The sequence below is a fragment of the Streptococcus sp. E17BB genome (assembly GCF_041807725.1).
Classification (GTDB): Bacteria; Bacillota; Bacilli; order Lactobacillales; family Streptococcaceae; genus Streptococcus; species Streptococcus entericus.
In genome coordinates this window covers 15,385-37,195 of the sequence record NZ_JBGTZC010000023.1, presented here as the reverse complement: position 1 = coordinate 37,195, position 21,811 = coordinate 15,385, and the positions used below count along the sequence as shown (strand labels likewise).

General features: G+C 46.3%; 23 protein-coding genes. 5 read left to right on the top strand and 18 right to left on the bottom strand.

Annotated elements, in window-relative coordinates; genetic code table 11:
• Positions 1-155: 155 nt before the first annotated feature.
• The 4 genes from radA to ACERC7_RS06970 all read right to left on the bottom strand — a co-directional run bounded on the left by radA (position 156) and on the right by ACERC7_RS06970 (position 3,964).
• Positions 156-1,517, bottom strand: coding sequence for a DNA repair protein RadA (gene radA / locus ACERC7_RS06985; protein ID WP_373666531.1), 1,362 nt, complete (start codon positions 1,515-1,517; stop codon positions 156-158).
• On the bottom strand, positions 1,510-1,998 hold the full coding sequence (locus ACERC7_RS06980) for a hypothetical protein (RefSeq protein WP_373666530.1): 489 nt from the start codon (positions 1,996-1,998) through the stop codon (positions 1,510-1,512). The genes radA and ACERC7_RS06980 overlap by 8 nt, the downstream gene beginning before the upstream one ends.
• Before the next feature lie 2 nt (positions 1,999-2,000).
• A complete protein-coding gene (locus ACERC7_RS06975) occupies positions 2,001-2,444 on the bottom strand; it encodes a dUTP diphosphatase (protein WP_373666529.1) in 444 nt (147 codons plus the stop codon).
• Positions 2,445-2,557: 113 nt separating this feature from the next.
• Positions 2,558-3,964 (bottom strand): Cof-type HAD-IIB family hydrolase, encoded by a 1,407-nt coding sequence (locus ACERC7_RS06970; RefSeq protein ID WP_373666528.1) that lies wholly within the window; start codon positions 3,962-3,964, stop codon positions 2,558-2,560.
• Between the two features lie 75 nt (positions 3,965-4,039).
• On the opposite strand from ACERC7_RS06970, the gene ACERC7_RS06965 reads away from it, so the two are divergent.
• Positions 4,040-4,999: an asparaginase gene (locus ACERC7_RS06965; RefSeq protein ID WP_373666527.1), complete on the top strand. Its 960-nt coding sequence runs from the start codon at positions 4,040-4,042 to the stop codon at positions 4,997-4,999.
• Between the two features lie 69 nt (positions 5,000-5,068).
• On the opposite strand, the gene ACERC7_RS06960 is transcribed toward ACERC7_RS06965, so the two are convergent.
• The 12 genes from ACERC7_RS06960 to ACERC7_RS06905 all read right to left on the bottom strand — a co-directional run bounded on the left by ACERC7_RS06960 (position 5,069) and on the right by ACERC7_RS06905 (position 15,862).
• Positions 5,069-5,983 carry an aldo/keto reductase family oxidoreductase gene (locus ACERC7_RS06960; protein ID WP_373659187.1) on the bottom strand — a complete coding sequence of 305 codons (915 nt, stop codon included), beginning with the start codon at positions 5,981-5,983 and terminating at the stop codon, positions 5,069-5,071.
• 83 nt (positions 5,984-6,066) lie between these two features.
• Complete coding sequence (locus ACERC7_RS06955; RefSeq protein WP_373659189.1) at positions 6,067-6,615, bottom strand: ECF-type riboflavin transporter substrate-binding protein; 549 nt, start codon at positions 6,613-6,615, stop codon at positions 6,067-6,069.
• A 9-nt stretch (positions 6,616-6,624) separates the two neighbouring features.
• The gene (locus tag ACERC7_RS06950) at positions 6,625-7,476 is read right to left on the bottom strand and encodes an S-adenosyl-l-methionine hydroxide adenosyltransferase family protein (protein ID WP_373659190.1); all 852 of its coding nucleotides are present in this window, start codon (positions 7,474-7,476) and stop codon (positions 6,625-6,627) included.
• 265 nt (positions 7,477-7,741) lie between these two features.
• Complete coding sequence (locus tag ACERC7_RS06945) at positions 7,742-9,148, bottom strand: GBS Bsp-like repeat-containing protein (RefSeq protein WP_373666526.1); 1,407 nt, start codon at positions 9,146-9,148, stop codon at positions 7,742-7,744.
• 421 nt (positions 9,149-9,569) lie between these two features.
• Positions 9,570-10,262, bottom strand: a complete 693-nt coding sequence (locus tag ACERC7_RS06940) for a methionine ABC transporter permease (protein WP_373659211.1) — start codon at positions 10,260-10,262, stop codon at positions 9,570-9,572.
• A 22-nt stretch (positions 10,263-10,284) separates the two neighbouring features.
• The gene (locus ACERC7_RS06935; RefSeq protein WP_373666525.1) at positions 10,285-11,343 is read right to left on the bottom strand and encodes a methionine ABC transporter ATP-binding protein; all 1,059 of its coding nucleotides are present in this window, start codon (positions 11,341-11,343) and stop codon (positions 10,285-10,287) included.
• A complete protein-coding gene (locus ACERC7_RS06930; protein WP_373666524.1) occupies positions 11,318-12,709 on the bottom strand; it encodes a M20/M25/M40 family metallo-hydrolase in 1,392 nt (463 codons plus the stop codon). The genes ACERC7_RS06935 and ACERC7_RS06930 overlap by 26 nt, the downstream gene beginning before the upstream one ends.
• Before the next feature lie 88 nt (positions 12,710-12,797).
• Positions 12,798-13,661 (bottom strand): MetQ/NlpA family ABC transporter substrate-binding protein, encoded by an 864-nt coding sequence (locus ACERC7_RS06925; protein WP_373666523.1) that lies wholly within the window; start codon positions 13,659-13,661, stop codon positions 12,798-12,800.
• 151 nt (positions 13,662-13,812) lie between these two features.
• Positions 13,813-14,649: an amino acid ABC transporter substrate-binding protein gene (locus tag ACERC7_RS06920; protein ID WP_373659195.1), complete on the bottom strand. Its 837-nt coding sequence runs from the start codon at positions 14,647-14,649 to the stop codon at positions 13,813-13,815.
• A 90-nt stretch (positions 14,650-14,739) separates the two neighbouring features.
• The gene (locus ACERC7_RS06915) at positions 14,740-15,051 is read right to left on the bottom strand and encodes a hypothetical protein (protein ID WP_373666522.1); all 312 of its coding nucleotides are present in this window, start codon (positions 15,049-15,051) and stop codon (positions 14,740-14,742) included.
• A gap of 12 nt (positions 15,052-15,063) precedes the next feature.
• Positions 15,064-15,300, bottom strand: coding sequence for a hypothetical protein (locus ACERC7_RS06910; protein WP_373659197.1), 237 nt, complete (start codon positions 15,298-15,300; stop codon positions 15,064-15,066).
• Between the two features lie 325 nt (positions 15,301-15,625).
• On the bottom strand, positions 15,626-15,862 hold the full coding sequence (locus ACERC7_RS06905; protein ID WP_373659198.1) for a hypothetical protein: 237 nt from the start codon (positions 15,860-15,862) through the stop codon (positions 15,626-15,628).
• A gap of 98 nt (positions 15,863-15,960) precedes the next feature.
• Here ACERC7_RS06905 and ACERC7_RS06900 point away from each other — a divergent pair, with 98 nt between their 5' ends.
• Positions 15,961-16,152, top strand: coding sequence for a hypothetical protein (locus tag ACERC7_RS06900; protein ID WP_373666521.1), 192 nt, complete (start codon positions 15,961-15,963; stop codon positions 16,150-16,152).
• Between the two features lie 582 nt (positions 16,153-16,734).
• Here the strand turns inward: ACERC7_RS06900 and ACERC7_RS06895 are convergent.
• Positions 16,735-17,871 carry an amidohydrolase gene (locus ACERC7_RS06895; RefSeq protein WP_373666520.1) on the bottom strand — a complete coding sequence of 379 codons (1,137 nt, stop codon included), beginning with the start codon at positions 17,869-17,871 and terminating at the stop codon, positions 16,735-16,737.
• A gap of 97 nt (positions 17,872-17,968) precedes the next feature.
• Entirely contained in the window at positions 17,969-19,423 is a 1,455-nt protein-coding gene (gltX, locus tag ACERC7_RS06890; protein WP_373666519.1) for a glutamate--tRNA ligase, read from the bottom strand.
• A gap of 165 nt (positions 19,424-19,588) precedes the next feature.
• Between gltX and rsmD the strand changes: the two genes are divergently transcribed.
• The 3 genes from rsmD to ACERC7_RS06875 are packed head-to-tail and all read left to right on the top strand — an operon-like array spanning position 19,589 to position 21,648.
• On the top strand, positions 19,589-20,137 hold the full coding sequence (gene rsmD / locus ACERC7_RS06885; RefSeq protein ID WP_373659213.1) for a 16S rRNA (guanine(966)-N(2))-methyltransferase RsmD: 549 nt from the start codon (positions 19,589-19,591) through the stop codon (positions 20,135-20,137).
• A complete protein-coding gene (gene coaD / locus ACERC7_RS06880) occupies positions 20,127-20,627 on the top strand; it encodes a pantetheine-phosphate adenylyltransferase (protein WP_373666518.1) in 501 nt (166 codons plus the stop codon). Before rsmD ends, coaD begins: the two co-directional genes overlap by 11 nt.
• Positions 20,605-21,648 (top strand): SepM family pheromone-processing serine protease, encoded by a 1,044-nt coding sequence (locus ACERC7_RS06875; protein WP_373659205.1) that lies wholly within the window; start codon positions 20,605-20,607, stop codon positions 21,646-21,648. Before coaD ends, ACERC7_RS06875 begins: the two co-directional genes overlap by 23 nt.
• Positions 21,649-21,811 lie beyond the last annotated feature (163 nt).

The following is a 21,811-nucleotide window of genomic DNA, read 5'->3' as shown; positions in this document are numbered from 1 at the left end:
ATATGTGTCTTTCTAATGAGTTGTTTAAGCACTTTTCATTGTAGGTTATATGGAACTTTTTTTCTACACTCAAAAGGCTCTATAATCTCCATGGTGGATTTACCCACTACAGAAATTATAGAGCCAAAAAAAGACCTTGCGAGGTCTTTTTTATCTTAGCTAAATACTTTTTTCAGCACTTCACCGGCCGTCATGACTCCGATAACCTCAATTCCCTTGGGCAATTTGAGCCCTGTCAAGGAATTTTTTGGGGCATAGATTCGTGTGAAGCCGAGCTTGCTAGCCTCGTTAATCCGCTGCTCGATGCGGTTGACTCGACGGATTTCACCGGTTAGACCGATTTCCCCGATAAAGCACTCTTGCGGGTCCGTCGGCTTATCCTTGTAGCTGGAAGCAATGGCGACAGCAACAGCCAGGTCGATAGCAGGCTCATCTAGCTTGACACCGCCTGCCGACTTGAGGTAGGCATCCTGATTTTGCAAAAGCAGGTTACAACGCTTCTCCAGCACCGCCATGATCAGGCTGACACGGTTAAAGTCTAGTCCAGTGGTGGTGCGCTTGGCATTGCCAAAAACAGTTGGGGTCACTAGAGCCTGCACTTCCGCTAGGATTGGTCGCGTTCCTTCCATGGTCACGACAATCGCAGAGCCTGTCGCCCCGTCTAGGCGCTCTTCCAGAAAGACTTGACTGGGGTTGAGAACTTCGACCAGTCCAGCTGATTGCATCTCAAAAATGCCGATTTCATTGGTCGAGCCAAAGCGGTTTTTAACCGCCCGCAGGATCCGAAAGGTGTGCTGGCGCTCCCCTTCAAAATAGAGCACGGTGTCCACCATGTGCTCCAGCATCCGTGGTCCAGCCAGTGTCCCTTCCTTGGTCACATGCCCCACGATAAAGGTCGCGATGTTATTGGTCTTAGCCAGCTGCATCAGTTCTGCCGTCACCTCACGCACCTGAGAGACAGAGCCCTGAACGCTCCCTACATCTGGGCTCATGATGGTTTGGATGGAGTCGATAATCAAAAAATCTGGCTGGAGCTTCTCGATTTCGGCTCGGATGCTCTGCATATTAGTTTCGGCATAGAGGTAAAACTCGTTGTCTATGTCGCCCAAACGCTCGCTCCTCAGCTTAATCTGCTCTGCAGACTCCTCCCCAGAGACGTAGAGTACGGAGCCCTTGCTGGCCAGCTGGGTGGAGACTTGGAGGAGCAAGGTCGACTTACCGATCCCAGGGTCGCCACCGATGAGGACGAGGCTGCCAGGCACAACCCCTCCACCCAGTACACGGTTGAATTCTTCCATGTCAGACTTAGTGCGGTCGACCGTGCTTGAGGTGACTTGGTTGAGCTTGACAGGCTTGGTTTTTTCGCCTGTTAAGCTGACACGGGCATTTTTGACCTCGGCTACCTCAACTTCTTCCACAAAGGAAGCCCAGTTGGAGCAATTAGGACACCGTCCTAGATACTTTGGTGAATGGTAACCACAGGCCTCACAAATAAAGGTCGATTTTTTCTTAGCCACTCGACTCCTCCTTTTTTCGTAAAACGGTTAAGCCACCGTCATCAGCATGAACATAGTATCTCCCATCCGGGCTAAAGCCATAAACATAGGGGAGATAAGATTCAAATATCAAGTAAGGCGGCTGCTCTGCTATTTGCCAAACTATCGAACAAATCGGATAAGCTCCTGTGCTATCAATAGAGGCAGAAACAGTTACCTCTTCTTGGTTGGTCAAAGGTAAGGCTCCGCCAGTCTGTCCTACAATGTCAATAGGCTGTGCCATACCCTCACCATAAGCCAAGAGAGACTCCTTATCATAGTCGCCATCAATCTCTCGAACCTCACCAGTTAGCAAGTTAATGAGTGAGAGGTATTGACTTGAAATACAGAGAAGTCTGTCGCCATCGGGCAAAAATCCCAAGTATAGGAAGCCACCGATACCTCTTTGAAAGATTGTATGATAGCCTTGACAAGCCTGAGGCTGAAAGGGCATCGTTTGCATCACTAATCTCCTGTACTACCAAAACCGCCTGTTCGCTGACCTGTCGCCACATCACCGTCTGCCAGTAAAAATGGCGCAAAGACTGCTTGCACAATGCGCTCGCCTGCTTCAACGGTCACAGACTGGTCAGTGATGTTTTTCATCTGAGCGTAGATGTGTCCTTCATTGGCTGGATTGCCGTAGTAATCGCCATCGATGACCCCGACCGAATTGATCAAGACCAAGCCTTTCTTGCGAGGATTGGACGAGCGATCATAGAGATACAGCACCTCGCCTGCCTGCATATAAGCCTTGACCCCTGTAGGGACCAATACAATTTCCCCTGCCTCAATGACGGTTGTTTCTGCCGCTTTTAGGTCATAACCTGCCGCGTGGGCGGTTTCACGTTTGGGCAAAAGGGTCTCATCAGTAAAACAGCTGACTAACTCAAATCCACGTGTGTTCATGTCTACTCCTTTTTGATTGGTCTTCATTGTTATCCATTATAAGGTATTCGCAAAAAAATTGCAAAAAGAGAGACAGACGTTCATGTCTCCATAGAATTTGAGAAGTCTGCCTCTTATTTTTGCTGTTTCCCTGTTCGGGATTGATGCTTCAGTGCCTTTTGCATCTGTCTATCTAGTTCTTTTTTGATGGCTGGTTCAGGAGCACAACGTTCCTGCCAATCATCTGGCTTGAGTACCTTATTGGTTATTGGGTCACGATGCACTTGACCATCAGGAAAAATTTTTCCCATGTTGGCCGCATGAATAGTGTCAACGATAGGCTTAGGGTCGACTCCCATCAAGACGAAGGAGCCGTAGGTCAAATAGAGCAAGTCAGCCAGAGCATCAACTTGACCAACAAGAGGTGAGCTGGTTTGAGACGTTTTTTTCACCTTATCGGTCGCTCGTTCTAAAGCCTTGTGTAGATCAGCGACTGCAGCATCAAAGGCTACTTCATCTCCCTGGCTGCTGGCATGGAGAAACTCCACCAGTTCTTCTATCATAAAGTCGGCTCGATGCCCAGCTTCAGTCAGCTGGTAGAGCCTAGGCATTTCGTGCGTCATCCCATCAACCATCTGGTGGAAAGCTTTAACCTTGTTAAAATTGTCATCCGCTGAACGAAAATGTTCGCCCTCTTCCAGTTGAATCAGCCCATAATGCCACAGCGCCTTGGCGATACCGTTGGTGTTGTTGTCTGAGGTGATATGATGTGCAATAGCCTTTAGAGTTGCTTGGGCATTTCCCATGGCAACACCAACACCGACACTGGATAACATTTCCATATCGTTGTCAGAATCTCCAAAAGCCATAACTTCGTACAAATCAAAATCAAAATGCTCCGCCAAGCGACAAATCCCTCGTAGTTTGGATTGCCCTTTACTGATTAAATCAGCAGAATAAGAACTGCTTCTGGTGATAGTGATTTCTGGGAAAGCCTGTTCCAGCTCAGCTGTTTTATCAGTTGTCGCTACGACCACAATCTGGAAAATCGTTTCACGGGCGAGCAGGGTTAATTTATCATAGTTTTGTGGCCTCAGACGACGGAAAATGTGCTTAAAGCTGCGCTCAACTGCCTTAGCCCACTGTTTGGGAATGATATGGCTGAGAACCTGTGCTTTTGAGCTGGTGCCCAAGTGAATCAAACCAGAGCCGACTAAACCAGAAGATGTTCCCAAAGACACCTCCATGCGCCTTTTTTGGGCATAAGACATGAGTTTGAAAACTGTTGATTTAGGTAAGGGATTGGCATAGATGACCTCATTTCGGGTCAGCACATACTGACCGTTATAGGTCACCGCAAAATCAAGACCATAATTCTCCATGAAAGGAGCGACAAAGGCTGGACCTCGTCCTGTTGCTAGACCCACTAGGATCCCCTGGTTTTTCAGCTCTTTGATGGCCTTGACCGTTGATTTTTGTACCCGTTTGGTATCTGTCATCAGCGTGCCATCAATATCAAAAAATACTGCTTTTATCGCCAAAATTCGCCACCTTTCTCTCAATGATATGTTACAATTAAGTATAGCACATTTTAGTAGAAAGCGTAACCATTTTTCATGAAAAAAATACTCGTCATTCATACTGGTGGGACTATTTCCATGACTGCCGATAGCTCAGGTCAGGTCCGCCCCGAAGCAGTCAATCCCATGCTAGAGGTCAGCCCGTCTTTAGAGGGGATTGAGTTGATTAACCGTGAGCCCTTTCATTTGCCCAGCCCCCATATCACTTGTGACCATATGATTCAGCTTTATGGCTTAATTAGAGAAATGGCAGAGCAGATTGACGGAGTTGTGATTACCCACGGCACAGATACCTTGGAAGAGACGGCTTATTTCCTTGATACCATGGCGATACCGCAGATTCCTATCGTGTTGACAGGTGCCATGCGCAGTTCAAACGAACTCGGCAGCGATGGGGTTTATAACTTTCTCAGTGCCCTGCGGGTTGCCAGTCATGACAAGAGTGCTGACAAGGGTGTCTTAGTGGTGATGAATGATGAAATCCATGCAGCAAAATATGTGACTAAAACTCATACCACCAATGTTTCAACTTTTCAAACACCGACCCATGGTCCGTTGGGGGTCATCATGAAACATGATATCCTCTTTTTCAAAGCAGCTGAACAGCGTGTCCGCTTTGACCTCAAACAGGTCAAAGGGCTTGTCCCTATTATTAAAGCCTATGCAGGCATGACTGGTGAGCTCTTTAGCTTGCTGGATCCTGACCAAGTATCAGGCGTGGTGATTGAGGCTATGGGGGCAGGGAACCTACCACCAGAAGCTAGCCGACAGCTTGACAAGCTATTGCAAAGACAAATTCCCATCGTTTTGGTATCTCGTTGTTTCAACGGCATCGCAGAACCTGTTTACGGTTATGAAGGCGGTGGGGTAGAACTTGCTGGCAAAGGAGTCCTTTTCGTCAAAGAACTCAATGCGCAGAAAGCTCGCTTGAAATTACTCATTGCTATCAATGCAGGGCTGTCTGGTCAGGCATTAAGAGACTATATCGAAGTCTAAACAGTCAATCCCCCCAGAGGCATGACATCTGGGGATTGACTGTTTCTTGTTGTTCAACTGATTTGAGGATTAAGGCAACACATTGCCTGCACTGCGGTAAATGGCATACCAGTCCTCACGTGATAAGTCAACATACTTACTTTGCATCATGTTAGCGATACGGTCAGGATTCATCGACCCAATGAGGACCTGCATCTGTGCAGGATGGCGAAGAATCCATGCAACAACCATAGCTTCACGCGACACACCAAACTGCTGGGCGTATTGGTCAAGCGTTGCCACGAGGTCCTGATAATCTGGATGATTAAAGAAAACACCTTTTGCCAAATCAACTTGGAATGGTGACCAAGCCTGAATCGTCACCTTGTTGAGGCGGCAATACTCTAGCACCCCGTTATCACGATTAACACCAGCTTGATTGAGCATATTGACATTAAGCCCACTATCAATCATCGGTGTATGCGCTGGAGAGAGCTGCAGTTGGTTGACCGCTAAAGGCTCATCAAGATAAGCTTGCAAGAGAGCCATCTGTTGAGGGTTCTGATTGCTGACCCCAAAATGTTTCACCTTTCCTGCTTTTTTGAGTTGGTAAAAAGCTTCCGCAACCTCCTCAGGCTCCATGAGCGTATCAGGTCTGTGCAGGGCTAAAATATCCAAATAATCTGTTTCAAGGCGCTCTAATATCCCATCGACAGAAGAAAAAATATGGTCTTTTGAAAAATCAAAGAAGCCTCTGCGGATACCACATTTAGATTGAAGAATCATTTCTTCTCGCTTGATACCAAGGGCTTTTTGAGCTTGAGCAAAACGGCGTTCCGACTCACCACCACCATAAATGTCAGCATGGTCAAAAAAATTGATGCCCAGCTCTTGACAAGCAGTCAGAACAGTCATAGCCTGTTCAATATCTAAGCTGGCCATGCGCATGCACCCAAGCGCTACGCGTGAGCCTTGCAAATTTGTTTGTCCAATGGGTTGTAACATATCTAGTCCTCCTTTATCTTTATCTATTATACCAGATAGAATAAAAAGAGCGCCAGAAGAATCTTTCTCTGGGCTCAACGTTCTTAATTTTTGGATAAGCTACCTGACTTGGTACGGGTTTTCGCATAGATAGACAGTAAAAGCGTCCCACCGATAGCCACTGTAAAGGCATTGGCTAAACCAGCCATAAGGGCTTGGGCAAAAACCTTCTCAGCTGGTTGTGCGTAGAAAAGAATGTCACCAACTGGTGCCACCACGCCCCAAACGAGGACATTCAAAATCAACTGAGCGATATTAAAGCGAATCGCATCTTTTGTGGTAAAAATGCCTTGCTCAATCTTAAATTGATTTTTCAACAGACCGAGTCCCAGACCAAAGAGTCCGCTCGGCAAAATCCAAGACCACCAGAGACCATAACCAGCCATGGCATCCTTGAGAGTGTGACCGATAAATCCTAAAAAGAAACCTGCCAAAGGTCCAAACAAGATTGCTAATAAGGACTGCAAAGCATACTGCAACTGGATACTGGTATTAGGCACTGGGGTTGGGATATTGATGACCATACCGATGACTAAGAATAAAGCCGCGCCGATTCCTGCGGCAACGATGGTTTTGATAGTATTGTTTTTCATAACATTCTCCTAATTGTTTTCAAGTTTTTTAAGTTCAATATGCCACTGAGGACCTACGCCAACATTATAAGCCTTGGCAAAGGAACCTTGGTTAATCGCCAGACCAACTCGGTAGAGGGAGTTGATGTAGATAATCGGCTGACCGATGCGAACATCCGCAAAGGATTTGCCGTAGGTGACTTGATTTTGGTAGACCAGCATGTCGTTGTTATAGATGGTCACTTCAAAGCGGTCATTAAACTCTGGGGAGAGACTGTAGAACTCCTCACGTGTGATCGACGTCCAGAGCGAACCGAAACGAACATCTAAGATGTCGATGGCACCGCGTACGAGGTTGCTGTCAACTACCGTTTCAACTACTGGCAATTCGATGATGTCATCGACAGACAACTCTGGTCCAACCTCCTCAAAACTGATGTGACCACTGGCCAGCTTGGCACCTGTATAAGCGTAAACATCCCGCCCGTGGAAGGTATAGGAGTGCTCGGTGTTTGCTCGGCGATTGGCCACCTCAGAAATCTCACGCACCGCCTGAATGCCAACGTGCTTTTTGATGTAGGACAGGGTACCATTGTCAGGGGTGACGATGTACTGGTTAGCTGCTGTCAGTGCCACCACGCTCTTGCGCTTGGAGCCAACGCCAGGGTCAACGACAGACACAAAAGTCGTGCCTTCAGGCCAGTACTCGATGGCTTGAAAGAGGCGGTAGGACGCTTCAAAGATATTGTAGGGGGTGATATCGTGAGTCAGGTGATGGACACCAAGTGTTGGCTCTTCTTGCAAAGCAACGCCAATCATGGCAGATACCGCTCCGTCCACCAGCCCAAAGTCCGATTGCAGGACTAATAGATTGTTTGACATAAGTCTCCTTTCTTGCTGTGAGCTTTTATTTTATCATAGATTTTTACATTTGGATAATAGAAAAAAACTAGAAGAAGCTATAGTTTTTAGCTATAACGCTCTAGTTGATGTTGCCTCCTTATCCTAATGGGTATTGGTATAAAATACCATTTAGACAATCAACAAAAACAGAGAAAACAAGTACTGTCCTCTCTCGGTGTTAAGTGGGTCAACCCACTACAGTTGACAAAGAGCCGATTTTAGCATATTCGGCAAAGTTATACTCTTAGCTGTAGTTTGGTCGCGCAAATCCTCGGATATTACCATGACCAATTTTATATGTCCTACGACGAACCTGCTGGTCGTTATTTCTTTCAATGGTATGAATGATACCGTCTTGAACGTGAGTAACAATACCAATATGATCGGCAAAACCGTCATTAGCTTGATAGTTTTGATCCCAGTTAAAGGTGATGATATCACCGGTCTTAGGTGTGGTTGAACCATCTTCGTTCCAAATACCCAAAGATTTAAAAATCTTGGTGTGTCGCTCAACGCCACACTCACGACCAATCAGGTGTGATAAGCCTGCACGTTGGAAGACAACAGTAGTAAATACATCGCACCAATCGTCATCATAGGCGACTTTGTAGCCAACAGGTAGTGGTGAAACAGCATTGTAGTCGTCAACGATTTTCTTGTGGGCTGCTCCGCCAATTTCAACACCGAGTAAATCACCTGCAATCTGAAGAACCTTTTTGATGCTATCAGAGACGCTATTCACTTGGTCTGTTCCATAAATAGTAGCAAGATTAGGTTTTTTAATGTTAAAAGTTCCTGCATCTGTTCCAATTGTGCTACCATCTGAGTAGGTTGTATAAACATGCACAGTGTATTGATCTGAAGTATTGGAATGGTTGGCAATACTAATTGTTGCTGCTGCTCGGTTATTTGTAACCTCTGGAGTATACCATTTGACGTCATCTTGCCCTTTATCTTTTGACCAAACAGCGACTCGGACATCTTTAACCTCCTTGGAGTTCTCGTAGCCTGTCACTTTTACAGTGAAATAGGTTTTATTTTCTTGATAGTCTTGAACTTCAATTGTTGCCAGCTTAGGTTCAGGCTTAATCACTTCAAAAGCACCTAAATTTGTTCCTACTGTCTGATTATCAGTATAGGTGGTGTAGACATGGACGGTGTACTTATCAGAAGTATTTGAGTGGTTAGCGATGTCTACGGTAGCACTTACCTGGTTGTTAACGACTTTAGGCTCGTACCATTTGAGGTCATCTTGTCCCTTGTCTGCCGACCACACCGCAGCGCGCACATGGGCAATCTGTTTGGTGTCAGGTGTGCCTGTGCCCTTGATGGTAAAGTTGGTTTTATACTCGTCGTAGCCGACCACTTCGACCTTGGCAGGTGCCTTCTCGGCAACGGGTTTGACTGTTTCAGTCGGTGTTGAGGAAGTTGATGGTCCTAAATCTTTTACAGGGACATAACTACGACTGCCAGAGTAGCTGACGTAACTGATCCACAGATGGTTGTCGTTCTCGACAGTTTTGTCATAGTTGGCTTTTTCACCTGCAGTGTAGTAGTCTCGGTCTGGTGCTGACATCTTAGGCTCGCTCTTGACCCCAACTCGCTCAGTAAAGGTATAAGTCCCACTAGCTGGTAGACTTTCCTCTGACACTTGGGAAGCAGGAGTAGTTGCGCTGGTCTCAACAGCAGCACGAACTGCAATAGCAAGACTAGCTTCGGCCGTAGGTGTCGTCTCACTAACAGTACTTGATTCAGCAGGCGTTATAGTTGTTGCCTGAGAGGGTTCGGTGGTTGGGGGTACGGGTGGTTGCTCTANTTGCCTGAGAGGGTTCGGTGGTTGGGGGTACGGGTGGTTGCTCTACAGATGTTTCATTAGCAGCTACTTTACCAGAAGCCAATAGCATTCCCAGAAAAACAGGAATTGTCAAGTAGAACTTCTTGCGTTAATTTTTCATGATCATCCTCCTGGACTTATTATAGCATACAACCATTAATCATGCTACTTGCTTTATAGTTTTTTATTCGTGAATTGACTTGAAAATAATAATTTTATGAAGAGTTTTTATAAATTTTTATTTATGGCTTATCTTTCTGGTCAGAAAGTCACCTAAAAACTGGATACTAAAAATCAAGAGTAGAATCAAGAGAGTGGCAATCCAAGTCACGTCTTGGTTAAAGCGGTTATAACCATAAGAAATGGCAGTATTACCAAGCCCTCCGGCCCCGATAGCGCCAGCCATAGCAGTTTCACCGACCAAGGAAATCAAGGTGACGGTTGAGACACGAATAAGGTCAGGTAACCCTTCGCTCAAATAGACCCAGATGATGTCCCATGTTGTTGCCCCAGAGGCTTGTGCGGCTTCGATGACACCCTTGTCCAGCTCTGCCATGACCACTTGAACCTGCCTTAGGAAAAAGGCAAAAACAGCGACCGATAGGGAAACATTAGCAGCATCAGATCCAAGAGTGGTTCCAATCAACAGACGGGTCAGAGGGGCTAAAATTGCCAAGAGAATAATAAAGGGAATAGCACGGAAGATAGAAGCAATTTTATCCAAGATAAAATGAATACCACGGTGTTCCAAAACACCGCCAGGAGCAGTCAAAACGAGGAACAGCCCCCCGAGGAGCCCGGCAATCCCACCGATAATAAATGGAATCAAGGTCATGTAGAGGGTGTTATAAATAGCCATGCCCCAGCCAGCATCGCCAGACCAGCCTAGTTTATAGACGTTTGGGAGATAGGTTTCGATGAGCTGAGCGATTGGTTGTAGAAATGATAGCATATTACACACGTCCTTTCAAAATGACAGCAGTGATACCAGAAGCTTCCAAGGCCAAGAGCGCTTGGTCTAGTTTCTCACCAGTTAGCACAGCGACCAGCTCCCCAACAGGAACACCGTCCAGAATCTCGATATTACCATAAAGGATATTCGACGTCACTTGATAACGACGGTCGATGTCGTTTAGGACAGGCTCATCTGTCATCTGACCAGCATACTTGAGTTGGACGAGAGCTGATTGAGCAGGCAGATTTTTGACAATCTCTTGTTGATAAATCTTAGCCAGAGCTTCGTCAATGCCAGTAGCGACTTTGATAAAGTCTCTGGTCAAATCCTGTTTGGGATGAGAAAAGATGTCTAAAACCGTTCCTTCCTCAATAAGCTCACCATTTTGCATAACAGCGACACGGTGACAGATGTCTTTGACAATCTGCATTTCATGGGTAATAATGACAATGGTTAGTCCCAATTTCTGGTTGAGTTCCTGTAGGAGAGAGAGGATTTGCTTGGTTGTTTTAGGGTCGAGAGCAGAAGTCGATTCGTCAGAAATTAGGATTTTAGGGTCATTTGCTAGAGCTCGCGCAATAGCGACCCGCTGCTTTTGACCGCCTGATAACTGAGCAGGGTAGCTGTCTGCACGTTCTGCCAAACCAACCAAGGTTAGGAGGTCATCAACTTTTTTTGCTCGTTCTTCTTTGGTTAATGGCGAGTGCTTGAGGGCAAAAGCCACATTCTCCCGTGCTGTTTTTTGTGCCATCAGGTTAAAGTGCTGGAAAATCATGCCGATATTGCGACGCTTCTTACGCAAGTCAGCAGATGAGAGCTGAACTTTTCCATCTGCAAAAAGGATATCCCCATCCACAGTTACTTGTCCAGCACTAGGAACTTGTAGGAGGTTGATGGCTCTGACAAGGGTTGATTTGCCTGCGCCAGAATAACCGACGATACCATAGATATCCCCTTGCTTTATATGGACGCTGACATCTTTGACAGCGTCGATTTTTTTGTTTTTTTGATGAAAGGTAATATCAATGTGCTCAAGAGCAATAATTGGATGACTCATAACTTGCGATTAACTCCTTAACTAATTGGATATGACTATAGTAGTCCACCAGACGAACATTCTCATCCCCGCCATGGTCACGACTATTAGGGTGTCCGATACCGATAGAAGCAATTGGCACACCTAGACGACTATGTACCTTGTGCATGGGACCTGTTCCTGCTGAGGTTGGCAAGACAGATACTCCGGCTGGCGATTGAGCTTTGGCCAGTTCAATCAAGCGTAAGATGGCAAGTGCTGACAGGTCGCTACGGTAGCTTTCTTCCCCTAGAGTATAGGTGACGAGGATGTCGGAAAAGCCGAGCTTTTGCAAATGGTTCTCAACACAAGCAAGGGCGTACTCTGGTGTCAGACCAGGAACCAAGCGTATCTCCATCTTAGCTGAGGCAGTTGAGGGCAAAATGGTTTTCACCCCTTGTCCCTGATAGCCTGATGTTAAGCCTTCAATGGTCAACGATGGTTCAAAAAAGTAGCGTCTCAAAAATGCTTCCTGCTCAGTCACTAGGGTGGGAAGGGTCAAGCCGTAGATGTCTTGTAGTTCCTTAGGATTATCCAGTGCGTACTGTTTCACTAGGTCTAGCTCGCGCTGGTTAGGCGGTAGAACGTGGTCATAAATCCCATCGATCAACAAGCGACCATCAGTTGCACGCATGCTCTGAAGAGCAGCCAGCAGTCGCCAGCTGGCAGATTCGATGACCCCTCCATACTTGGAATGAATGTCAACATCAGCTGACTGGATAGACAAATCAAACGTTACAATTCCCTTATTACCCCCAGTGATTTCAAGCTGGTTCCGACTGTTTTTGATGCCCTGCTCCCAGATTAGCAAGTCTGCTGGTACCAGTTGGTTATGGTAAGTCTCTAAATAATGCTCTAAGTCAACAGAAGCTGACTCTTCCGCACCTTCCATGATGAAAATGACATTTACAGGCAGGTCACCGACCTCATTGAGGTATTTTTTGACAGCTGTTAGACGGGATGTGATGTGTCCCTTGTCATCATCGACCCCGCGACCGTACATGTATCCTTCGCGAATGGTCAAGGTGAAGGGGTCAGAAGTCCAAGGCTGGTCATCGTCTGCTGGCACGGTATCATAATGGTTATAAAAGATAATCGTCTTAGCATCGGGATGAGGACTTTTAAATTTAGCCAAAACAAAGGGAGCTGTATAACGGTCATCAACCAGAACATCAGCGCCACTATCTTCAAAAACCTCTGCTAAATAGGTGGCGACTTCCTTTAGACCAACCTGCTGGGCAAAAATCGATTTTTTAGAGATGAGCGTTCGCAAGACGTCCATGTAAAACTGAGTGGTCTCGTCTTGTTCAAATGCTTTTAGCTCTTTTTGAGAAGCTGTAGTGGTCATTTCCTATCCTTTCTGGGCTGGGTTGGTTAAACGACAAGAGGCTGGGACTGAGTCCAAGCCTGCTGTATCGTGCAAGATAATTGTGTTCTTACCAAACGGGAACATCAACATTGTTTGATGTTTCTGCGATAATCGCCTTAATCTCATCAGTGTGATAAGCTTTGACTAATTTGTTAATCAAGTCAGCTTTGTCAGATTTAGCCCAATCTTTTTGACCAGCTAGGATGTTAATCCATTGCTTGGCTGCCTCGTCACTTGCTTGCTCCTTATAGAGAGAGGTGGCGTAATCAACACCAGCAGGAACAGCATAGCTGTTGTTGATAACAGCTGCGTCAACAGATGGGAGGGCTGGTGCGGTTTGGCTGGCATCAACTTCTTTGATGGATAATTTCTTAGGATTGTCCTTGATATTGGCGATAGTCGCTGACTCAGTTCCAGACACATCGAGTTTGATTAAGCCTGCTGCTTCAAGCACGTAGAGGGCACGACTTTCGTTGGTTGGGTCGTTTGGTACAGCAATCGTCGCACCATCTGGGAGTTCGCTGACTGATTTGTACTTGGCTTTGCCATCTGCGGTACCAGAGAAGAGGTTAATCGGGCTGATATAGGTTTCAGCGATGACTTCGAGTTCTTCCTTGTTTTCAGTGTTCCAGTTATCCAAGAAGTTGTAGTGTTGGAAAGCGTTGATGTCGACCTCGCCATCAGCCAAAGCCTTGTTTGGCTGGGAATAATCGGTAAACTCCTTGTATTTTAAGGTGATGCCATCCGCTTGGAGCGCCTTTTCAATGGCTTCCCAACGGGCAACATCAGAGTCTGATTTTGACATCACACCAACGGTCAAGACTTTTTCAGCCTCTTTATCGGTTGCTGAGTTTTCTGACTTAGCACCACAAGCCGCCAATAAGGTAGCAGCAGCCAAGCTTAATCCTGCAAATTTAATCGCTTTTTTCATGTTTGTTTCCTCTTTCTTTTCAAAACTGTATCTAGTATGCCATAAAACAGAAGACTTGACAAATTGTTAAATTTTAGGACTGGTTATAGTTTTAAACTATAACGGATTACTAAAAAGTCCCTGCACTATCTCGGCAACAGGGACATAAATCTTACTTGATATCAGCAGCCTCTGGCAGGTAGCTTCCTCCAAGGAACTCTTGTGAGAGTTTTTCAAGGGTGCCATCTTCGTAAAGTTCTTTGATACGCTTGTTCGCAAAGGCTTGAAGTTCAGTTTCTTCCTTACCAAAGAGGAAGTAGACATAAGGTTTTTGTGCAGTGTCAAGGTCAAGTTCAAGAATTTCAATGTTATTCAGACCTTGCTCTTCAACAATCGTCTTCACAGACTGTGTTTCAAAAATTTTGTAGTCATACTTGCCGTTATCCAAGTTTAAGAGGATTGGGGCGATATTTTCTTTGGTAAACTCAATTGTCGTTTGCTTATCTGGGTTGGCTTCATTATATTTTTGAAGCATATCAGCAGTCGCAGTTCCTTGCACGACTTGTGTTGATTTTCCTGCGATGTCTGCATAGCTCTTGATGCCTGAGTTTTTGTTAACTGCCAAAATCAGCGGGTTAGTAGCAATTGGTGCAGAGTAAAGGTATTTTTCTGCCCGCTCATCGCTGTAACTGATGTTATTGGCACCGATTTGGTAGCGGTCTGAGTCTAGACCAGCGAAGATAGATGACCATTCTGTTTTTTGGTATGTCACGTCATAGTCACTGCCTTCAAAAACAGCTTTTGCAACTTCGATGTCATAGCCAGTCAATTCGCCATCTTTCTCAAAAGAGAATGGTTTGGTTGTGCCGACAGTTGCCAAAGTCACCGTTTTTTTGTTGGCAGCAGAACTCGCTGGTGTTGTGTCGGCTGATTTTGTGCCACAAGCAACCAAAAGCAAGCCTGATGCCAAGGCAAGCATTCCCGCTTTAAAGATTGATTTAATGTTCATAATTGTCCTCCATTTCTATTGTCCTAGTCTATCACGAACTAGGGACTTTGCCTAGTAGAGATATTTTATAGGTGTGATAGACAAAATCTATCACACCTCTTTTTTATAGCGGTGCCAATAGCTGAGAAGGACAACCGGAAAGACCAGGCACCAGATGCTGATGGCAAAACCAGACCAGTTAGCCAGGCTGAGGCTGACCAATAAACAGCTCACCACATCGCAGACAAAAAGACCTAGCGACAGCTTTTTCCAACCGTTAGCCAAAGCAAATAAGGACAATTGCAACACACCATTGCCACACCAAATGACCGTACCCAAACCATAGCCTGGAGAGGAAAACGCGTAAAAGATACCCAAGGCAAGGTAAAGCAAAGCTGACCCCAGTTCCCATTTTCCCTTCATAACAAGTCCCTCCTAGCTCAATTTTTGATAAGATTTTCTAGCCTTTCTAAAGAAGATTAAACTCAACACCAAACTAGTGACAGGAAGGAGAAATCGAGGGCTAAAATAAACCCAGATCAAAACCAAACCTGTCCCGTCTCCACTCATCGGCAAACTCGGCGTCCCAAAGTGGAAGATGATAAAGCTAGTCGCCAGCAGAATGACTGCTGAGATAAAGTAGGTCACAAAACACATAATGTCTTTGAACATGACAAACACCTCCTTAGCCTCATTTTACCAAAAAAATAAAGAAAACGCTAACAAAATCGGTTGTGAATTGAAAAAAACCAGCACCAGGGCTGGTTTGAACACCTTAGTAGAGACGGTGCAGGTCACCATCTACAAAGCCATAGGCCAGGGCCTGATAGTCGGTCAGGTGATGCATAAACTGACATTGGGCCAGATAGTCAGATAAAGCCTGACCAACCTGGGTCTCAATGACAGACCAGTCAGCTGCTTCCTTCCAGTAAAAGGCCTGGTCACGATTGTTCCAAACCTCTTCACAGGGCCAATCTTGACCATCGTCAACTGAACCTTATTTCCAGTTTTTTGCTACTTTAACAGCTTTAAGAACAAAAATAAGGGCTAGAAAAAGACTAAGTAAAGGTAGAGCATAGTTGGGTAACTGGTGCAACCACATCAAGCCCCTAACCCCTGATGCCTCATCAAAGGTCGCCAAAGGCGGACTCAATTGAAATAATAGCAAACTCGTCGCCAACAAAATGACACTAGATAAGCTATAAGTCACAAATAACATACCTTGTTTGAGCATGACAACCACCTCTTTTTAATTGACTTTTTCTCTTAATCATTATACAATAAAATTGTAGAGAACGCTACCAAAAAATCTGTTTAGAAAGGAAAGTTTTTATGAAATTTATCAAAAGTTTAGTCGCAATCATCAGTCTCGGTATTGCTTTATTTGCTAGTCCTATTGTCAATGCTAATACAATTCCAAACACAGACTTTGAAATTGTCTCCAGTACAAAATTGTTTAACAAAAGCGAAAATGCCCTCTATGAGTTTCCTAACCAAGCTAGTCGCAATTTCTTCATTGAGTAACAGAAGAAATCAAGCATTAGTTTAAGGTATTACAACCCAACCGAGCAACGAACCGTTCAGATTCGTCAGTACACCCGAACCGTCAATTCTCAACACATGACAACAACGGTATACGGAGGGCCTCATGGAGGAACTGTAAGTATCGGGTCAACCCTCGGAGCTAGTGTGGAAGGTGTTAGTGCAGGACTTAGTCATGGAGCAAGTTATCCAGTACCAGCATGGAAAAATGCTAACATTGTCCTGCAAGTAAACATTACCTATACCGAATATCAAATTCAACGTCGATATACCGGTGGTCCTTGGATGCCACAAGGAAACTATACAGTAAAAAAATATAATTGGTCCCGTTACTCACCTGTTTACTGGTAAGTAACAACCGTTGGTAGCGTTCTATAGTATTTTTATTTCCAATCATCGTAAAGAAGGTGGGACAGAAGTCCAAACTCCAATATTAAAAACGAACAAAGAAGGATTTCTGAGAACCAGAACCTCTCTTTGTTCGTCTTTTTGCTTTTGTTGTTTTAACAGGAGGAATGGTATGTGATTTCGAAAACTCAAAATCTTTTTGTCCTGACCTCTTCTTTAGTTCCCCAAATAATCCAATAACATTAAAGCACTCTCAACATAGTAGGTCACCGCTGTTGGCAGCATGTCGTCACTGAGGATAAATTGGTCGCTGTGGAGGTCTGGGGCGTCAGGATCACCGTTTGAACCGATAAAGGCAAAGACCCCTAGTATCTCTTCCTGATAGGCGGCAAAGTCTTCTCCAATGGACATGGGGTCCACCTCCATAACCGGTGCAAAAGCGCTGCTATTTTCCATCAAAAGTGGCGTCAAGACCTCGTCGTTGTAGGTCACGCTAGGGGTTCGGGCCCAGTCGATGTGGGCGGTGGCCCCGAACTGGGCAGCCGTGGTCTCGACGATGGTGGTGAAGCGTTCCCTCAGGTGGGCCTTGAGGGCAGGGGTGAAGGTCCGAATGGTGCCCTCGAAAAAGCCCTCCTTGGGCAGGACGTTCCAGGTCGAGCCGACGCTGATGTGGGTGACGGACAGGACCGCCTGGTCAAAGGCAGACACTGTGCGAGACACGATGGTTTGGAGGTTGTTGACCATGCTGGTGATGGTCAGAACCGCGTCCACACCCATCTCAGGCTTGGCCGCATGGCTGCTGTCACCCGTCACGGTCACCCGAAACTTCTCCACGCCCGCCATGATGGCCTTGGACCGCAGGCCGATGGTCCCGACCGGCAACTGGGGCATGTTGTGGTAGCCGATGATGGCGGACACCCCGTCCAGACCGCCCGCCGCAATCACGCTGTAGACCCCCTTGGGCACCTCCTCGGCCGGTTGAAAGATCAGCCGCACCGTACCCTTGAGGTCCTTTTCGTTTTGGTGCAATAGCTGAGCTGCTCCCAAGAGGCTGGTCATGTGCATGTCGTGCCCGCAGGCATGCATAGCCTGGTTCTGGCTAGCATAGGGCAGAGCAGTCTTTTCGACAATGGGCAGGGCATCAATATCAGCTCGTAGGGCAATAATCGGCAAGCCCTGACCAATCTCAGCCACCAGGCCAGTTTTCAAGGGTAGGTCCAGAATACGAATACCCAGCTGGGTCAGCTGGTCTCTCAAGAAAGCCGTGGTGGCAATCTCCTCCTCAGACACCTCAGGGTGCTGGTGGAGGTAGTGGCGGATTTGGGTCAGTTTGGTGTAAAAATCAGTCATCATAAGCCTTTCTGGGAAGCATGTTCTTACTACTATCCTATCATTTTTTCAGCCGTTTGGTACCCAAAAACCTGCCCCTTTTCAGAGGCAGGTGTGATTGTTAAAGACTAGTCAAGACTTGTTCAATATGGGCAAGGGCTTTTTCTTTACCTAGCAAGTAGATGGTGTCGGGTAGTTCTGGACCGTGCATCTGTCCAGACACAGCGATACGAATGGGCATAAAGAGGTTTTTACCTTTGACGCCAGTGTCTTTCTGCACTGCTTTGACCTGAGCGGAGATGGTTTCTGGTGTAAAGTCTGCGTCTGCTAGCTCTGCTATTTTTTCCTTGAAGCTAGCTAGAACCGTCGGAACGGTCTCGCCTGCCATAAAGGCAGCTTCTGCCTCACCGAGAGCTGGGAAGTCCGTAAAGAAGAGGTCCGTCAGCGCGACAATCTCATCCGCTGAACTCAACTGTGGCTTATAGAGTGCGATGAGTTTATCGCTCTTGTCTGTCAAGCGACCTGCTGCTTCCAGGTAGGGTGTGCAGAGGGCAACGATGGTCTCAAGGTCTGCCGCCTTAATGTACTCCCCACTCATCCAATCCATTTTCTTCTGGTCAAAGGCCGCAGGTGACTTGCTCAGGCGGTTCTCATCAAAGAGCTTGATAAAGTCCTCACGACTGAAGATTTCCTCCTCACCGCCGGGGTTCCAGCCCAAGAGAGCGATGAAGTTAAAGACTGCCTCTGGCAAATAGCCTTTCTTGCGGTAGTCTTCGATGAACTGCAGGGTATTGGTGTCCCGTTTGGACAGTTTTTTACCCGTTTCAGAGTTGATGATGAGGGTCATGTGACCGAACTCGGGCGCTTCCCAACCCAGAGCCTCGTAAACCATGAGCTGCTTAGGGGTGTTGGCGATGTGGTCGTCTCCACGGATAACGTGGGAAATCTCCATGAGATGGTCGTCAATTACCACCGCAAAGTTGTAGGTCGGGTAGCCGTCAGCCTTCTGGATGACCCAGTCGCCACCTACATTGCTCCCCTCGATAGCAATATCACCCTTGACCATGTCCGTCCACTTGTAAATACCTGCTTCATTGACCGCTAGACGCACAGTTGGCACGATACCAGCTGCTTCACGCTCCGCTACATAGGCTGCTTTTTCCTCATCAGACATGCCTAGATACTCGTTGATGTAGCGCGGTGTCTCGCCAGCTTGTTCTTGCCGTTCCCGCTCTGCTTCCAGCTCTTCCTTGGTCACATAGGACTTGTAGGCCAATCCCTTTGCTAGGAGCTCATCGACGTATTGTTGGTAAATCGCCAAGCGCTCAGACTGTCTGTACTGGTCATGAGTTTCTGGGCTTTCGTCCCAGTCAATCCCCAGCCACCGCAAATTTTCCAGCTGAGAACGCTCACCATCTTCCACATGGCGCTCACGGTCGGTGTCCTCGATACGGATGATAAAGGTACCGTCGTGGTGACGAGCGTAAAGGTAGTTAAATAGAGCTGTACGGGCATTGCCGATATGAAGCAAGCCTGTTGGACTTGGTGCATAGCGCACACGAATTGGTTTGGACATAGGTGTCTCCTAACTGTACATTTGTCAATACCTTCCATTATAACATATTTTAGAGAAAAGAAGTAATGAATTGTCGTTTTTTACGATGAGTTAGGTGTGTAGACCTAATTAGTGAGCAAGAGCCCCATCGTCTGAGGCTTGGACTGTGAGAAGACTTGTGCTATAATAGTCAGCATGAGAGTTGTTGCGGGACGATTTGGGGGCAGGCCCCTCAAGACTTTGGCTGGTCAGACGACTAGACCGACGACAGATAAGGTAAAAGGCGCCCTATTTAACATGATTGGTCCTTATTTTGAAGGGGGTCGGGTCTTGGATTTGTATGCCGGTAGTGGCAGTTTGGGCATCGAGGCGATTTCGCGCGGTATGGACGATGCTGTGCTGGTTGAGAGAGACCGCGGAGCGCAAGCCATTATCCAAAAAAATATCGCTATGACAAAAGAGCCTGAGCGGTTTACGCTAATGAAAATGCCAGCCGAGCAGGCAATGAGGCAACTTGACAGGCGCTTTGATCTCGTCTTGCTTGATCCGCCTTATGCCACGGAGCAGATTGAGGCGGACATCACCTCCTTAGAGGAAGTTGGTCTTTTGGCTGATGGGGTGCTTTTGGTCTGTGAGACTGATCGATCGGTGGAGTTGCCAGAGGAGATTAGCCAGTTTGGCATTTGGAAACAAAAAATCTATGGAATCAGTAAGGTGACGGTCTATGTCAGGTAAAGTCGGTTTGTTTACAGGGTCCTTTGACCCCATGACCTTGGGACATCGTGATGTGATTGAGCGAGCCAGTCAGTTCTTCGATCAGCTCTACGTTGGTCTCTTTTACAATCAAGATAAGGTTGGTTTTTTACCAATTGACCAGCGATTAACCATGCTAGAGCAGGCAGTGGCTGATTTGCCCAATGTCAAGGTGATTACCAGCCAAAATCAGCTGGCTGTCGAGGTAGCAAGGCAGTACGGTGTGACCCATTTGGTACGAGGCTTGCGCGATGCGACAGATTTTGCTTATGAGGAAAATCTGAGTGTTTTTAATCACCAATTGGCACCAGAACTAGAGACTGTTTTTTTGCTGAGTCGACCGGAGCATCGTCATCTATCATCGAGTCGAGTGCGCGAGCTCATTCATTTTAAGCAGGACATTAGCCGCTACGTTCCTGCCAACATCATCACAGAAATGGAGAAAAACAATGGCAAAACTAAAAAAGCATAAGTGGTGGTTAGTTCCTGCACTAGCCTTAATCGCTCTATTTTATGCAGTCTTTGTCCCTATCGGTGGTTATTATTTGGAAATGCCTGGCGGTGCTTACGATATTCGGACCGTTCTGACGGTTAATGACCAAGAAGACACCGATGATGGGTCCTATAATTTTGTTGCGGTAACAGTCAGTCGTGCGACAGTCGCTCAGATGCTTTACGCTTGGTTGACCCCATTTACAGATGTCAGCACTGAAGAAGAAGCTACTGGCGGACAAAGCCAGGAAGATTTTTGGCGGATTAGCCAGTTTTACATGGAAACGTCTCAAAATGAAGCCATCCACCAAGCCCTGAAACTAGCAGGTAAAGATGTTACTATTTCTTATAAAGGGGTCTATGTCTTGGATGTCAATGAGGACTCGACGTTTAAGGATATCCTGCATCTGGCAGATACTGTGACTGGCATCAACGGTAAAACCTTCAACTCTTCAAAAGAATTGATCGACTACGTCGGTAGCCAAGCCTTAGGTGATAAAGTCACTGTTCAGTACACCAGTCAAGGAGAAAACTTGTCTGCCGAAGGCAAGATTATCAAGCTTAAAAACGGGAAAAATGGGATTGGTATTGGTTTAGTTGACCATACGGAAGTGTCAACGGATGTGCCTATTGACTTTGCGACAGCAGGCGTCGGTGGTCCAAGTGCAGGTTTAATGTTTACACTAGACATCTACGACCAGCTGATTGATGAGGACCTCCGTAAGGGACGTGTGATTGCTGGAACTGGTACCATCGAACCAGACGGAACAGTTGGTATGGTTGGCGGGGTTGATAAAAAAGTAGCATCAGCCCATAAAATCGGTGCAAAAATTTTCTTTGTCTCTGCCAAGGAACTGACGGCTGAAGAAAAACAAGCAGCTCCAAACCTAAAGAGTAATTACGAAGACGCTCTTTCAGCCGCCAAAGAACTGGGGACAGATATGACCATCGTCCCTGTCAAGACAGTACAAGATGCGATTGCCTACCTCAAGAAGAATTGATTTAAAAGGTTGAACAGGTTGGAACAAGAGTTCTAGCCTGTTTCGTTTTGGTCAATTCTAGCACTTCAAGTCTAGCTAGAGTAGCTCTCCCAAGGTCTCCTATCTTTTGCTCTGCTATTTTTCTAAAAAATGATATAATGGTAGAAAAGAATAGGAAAGTGTC